General features: G+C 39.2%; 1 protein-coding gene and 1 pseudogene. Both read left to right on the forward strand.

What is annotated here, in order from left to right; translation table 11 throughout:
• Positions 1-46 precede the first annotated feature (46 nt).
• A pseudogene (gene adhE / locus HT736_RS10285) lies at positions 47-2,696 on the forward strand (bifunctional acetaldehyde-CoA/alcohol dehydrogenase).
• A gap of 123 nt (positions 2,697-2,819) precedes the next feature.
• Positions 2,820-3,740 carry an XRE family transcriptional regulator gene (locus HT736_RS10290; RefSeq protein WP_172931016.1) on the forward strand — a complete coding sequence of 307 codons (921 nt, stop codon included), beginning with the start codon at positions 2,820-2,822 and terminating at the stop codon, positions 3,738-3,740.
• Positions 3,741-3,910: the final 170 nt, after the last annotated feature.

The raw sequence follows: 3,910 nt of genomic DNA on the forward strand, positions 1-3,910 counted from the left end.
TTTGATTTTCATTGAGTTTAAATCCTTTAAGGCTATGGAGGAAAATATGGCTGATAAAAAAACTGTAACACCTGAGAAAAAATAACTCGCTGCTGAAAAGCATGTAGACGGACTAGTACAAAAAGCTTTGGTTGCGCTTGATGAAATGCGTAAGTTGAACCAAGAACAAGTTGATTACATCGTAGAGAAAGCATCAGCTGCAGCACTTGATGCAGTCAGAATTCTTGCTCAACATGCAATCGAAGAAACAGAACGTGGTGTATTTGAAGATAAGGTTACAAAGAACTTGTTTGCCTGTGAAAACATTGCAAACAACTTACGCGGACTAAAAACGGTAGGTATTGTTGATAAAGATGAATCAGATGGTTTAACTACAATTGCTGACCCTGTTGGTGTTGTTTGTGGTATCGTACCAACAACTAACCCTACATCTACTACAATATTTAAATCATTAATCTGCTTAAAAACTCGTAACCCAATTATCTTCAGCTTCCACCCTGCTGCAAATGAATGTTCTAAACAAGCAGCTCGTATAGTTCGTGATGCAGCTATTGAAGCTGGTGCTCCTGAAGAATGTATTCAATTTATCGAACAACCATCATTAGATGCAACAAACGCATTAATGAAACATGATGGAGTATCTATAATTCTTGCTACTGGTGGTAGTGCAATGGTTAAAGCAGCTTACTCTTGCGGAAAACCTGCTTTAGGTGTTGGTCCTGGTAACGTACCTGCTTATGTACACAAAGATGCAAAACTTAAACAAGCAGTTAACGACATCGTATTAAGTAAATCATTCGATAACGGTATGATTTGTGCCAGTGAACAAGCAGCTATCGTTGATACTGAACACTATGAAGAGTTCATTGAATTAATGAAAGAACACCATGTATACTTCGTTAACAAAGAAGAAAAAGCTAAACTTGAAGAATTCGTATTTGGAGCAAAAGCTAACTCTAATAACTGTGCTGGCGCTAAATTAAATGCTGACGTAGTTGGTAAATCTGCTGAACACATTGCTGAATTAGCAGGATTCGAAGTTCCTAAAGGAACAGTAATTTTAGCTGCTGAAGTTAAAGAAGTAGGAGAAAATGAACCTCTAACTCGTGAAAAATTATCTCCAATATTAGCGGTACTTAAATCTATTAGCACTGAAGATGGAATTGAAAAATCTCTTCAAATGGTTGAATTTAATGGTTTAGGTCACAGTGCTGCTGTACATACTCAAGACGAAGAGGTTGCTGAACAATTTGGTAAAGTAATTCCTGCTTGCCGTATCTTATGGAACTCTCCATCTACACACGGAGCTATCGGGGATATCTACAACGCGCTTATCCCATCACTAACTCTTGGATGTGGTAGCTACGGAGGAAACTCAGTATCTGGAAACATCGGAGCTGTAAATCTACTTAACTACAAAATTATTGCGCGCAGAAAAAACAATTTATAATAGTACAAAATTCCCCCAAAAGTATACTTTGAACCAAACGCAATCAGATACTCAAGCGAAATGGGGGGTAGAGAGAGTGATGATCTTAACTGACGACTCTATGGTTAAACTTGGATTCGCTCAACGTGTTATTGATCAATTGAACGCACGTAGCAACCGTGTAACTATCCAAGTCTTCTCAGATGTTGAACCAGATCCAGACATCACAACTGTAGAACGTGGTGCTGAGGTGATGAAAGCATTTGAACCAGACACAATCATTGCTCTTGGTGGTGGTTCACCAATGGATGCAGCCAAAGTAATGTGGCTCTTCTACGAACAACCAGAAATCGACTTCCGTGACTTGGTTCAAAAATTCATGGATATCCGTAAACGCGCCTTCCGCTTCCCATCACTTGGTAAGAAAGCGAAGTACATCGGTATCCCAACAACTTCAGGTACTGGTTCAGAAGTAACACCATTTGCCGTTATCTCTGATAAGAAAAACAACCGCAAATACCCATTGGCTGACTACTCATTGACACCGACTATTGCCATTGTTGACCCTGCTTTGGTTGAATCAGTTCCAGACTTTATCGCTGCTGATACAGGTATGGATGTCTTGACACACGCGACTGAAGCCTACACTTCAAACTTTGCTAACGACTATACAGACGGTATTGCGCTTCAAACAATCAAACTTGTCTTTGAATGGTTGGAAAAATCTGTTAAGACAGCTGACCCAGAAGCTCGTGAGAAAATGCACAATGCGTCTACAATGGCTGGTATGGCCTTCGCCAATGCCTTCCTTGGAATGAGCCACTCAATGGCCCATAAGATTGGTGGTGTTCATCACACTGTTCACGGACGTACAAATGCTATCTTGCTTCCGTACGTTATCCGTTACAACGGAACTCGTCCAGCTAAGACTACTACATGGCCTAAATACAACTACTGGAAAGCTGATGAGAAATTCCAAGACATCGCGAAAATGCTTGGCTTGCCTCACTCAACTCCAGAAGAAGCAGTTGAGGCATACGCTAAAGCTGTTTACGAACTTGGTGTTGCAGTAGGTATCAAGATGAACTTCCAGGATCAAGGAATTGATGAAAAAGCTTGGAAAGACAGCTTGCATGAAATTGCTTTGCTTGCTTATGAAGACCAATGTTCTCCTGCTAACCCACGCTTGCCAATGGTAGCTGACATGGAAGAAATTATGGCAGATGCATATTATGGCTACAAAGAAAGACCAGGACGCCGTAAATAATTGTTTATCAGTTTAGAGGCAGGAGTTATCCTGTCTCTTTTTTGTAATTCTATTTGAAAAATGGTATAATCATCGCATATATTTATTTGAAAATCAAATCTTTAATAATCATGCGAGGGGCAAATGAACAAGATAAATGAGTTAGGGGATAAAGTGCGACTTTTAAGAGAGGAGAAAGGCCTTAGTCGTCCAGTTTTTTGCGGGGATGAGTCTGAATTATCAGTGCGTCAGTTGGTGCGGATTGAAAAAGGAGAATTTCGCCCGACGATAAAAACCCTAGAATATATTGCAGAACGATTAGAAATTCCGTCCTACGTCTTGATGCCAGATTATAAGGAATTACCGAAGCGTTACCAAGAATTAAAGTACTTTCTTTTACATCATCCTGACTATGGAGACAAGGAGTTGCAGGAACAAAAGGAAGAATATTTCGATGAGATTTTTGAGAATTTTTATGATGATTTGCCACGTGATGAGAAGATGATAGTGGATTGTCTTCAAGCAATAGATGAAGTGAGAGCGACTAGTAATTCCTTATACGGAAGTGGTGTGATTGAGGACGGTCTTCAAGACTTACTATCCAGAGATGTATATAAAGCCGAGGACTTGTTGAAACTGAGACTGTATTTCAACTGTCAGTTAATGGATGGTTTAAATATGGGTGAGATAAAAGAATCTGAGCATGAAACCATTCTTTGTTTTCATGACAAATTAAGTTCTCAGGTTGATAAGATAGAGTTCGATTGTTTGGACTTACTTAGAGACTCCTTGTTAGCTTCTTTAACTTGTATAGAGATTATGGGGTTGCTTCATTATTTTAAGAGGGCAGTCGAGACCTTAAATAAAATAGGGCAAAAAACACGAGATTTTCAAAAACAACCGATTGTCTTGATGGTGGAGTGGAAATATTATATTCAGACGGATTATGATACAGCCAAACAAAAGTATGAAGAAGCAAAAATGATGGCGAGGATGTTTGGCAATGAGAAGTTAATCGTTAGTTTAGATAATGAATGGAGCGAAGACTTAGAAAGGTATTGTTAAATGCTTTATAGGAGTGACATTTCTGTCATTGGAGAAATGTCGCTTTTTTGTTACAATGAATTTTATACTCAATGAAAATCAAAGAGCAAACTAGGAAACTAGCCGCAGGCTGTACTTGAGTACGGCAAGGCGACGTTGACGTGGTTTGAAGAGATTTTCGAAGAGTATTA

The organism is Streptococcus sp. 339, assembly GCF_013277285.1.
Taxonomy (GTDB): domain Bacteria; phylum Bacillota; class Bacilli; order Lactobacillales; family Streptococcaceae; genus Streptococcus; species Streptococcus pseudopneumoniae.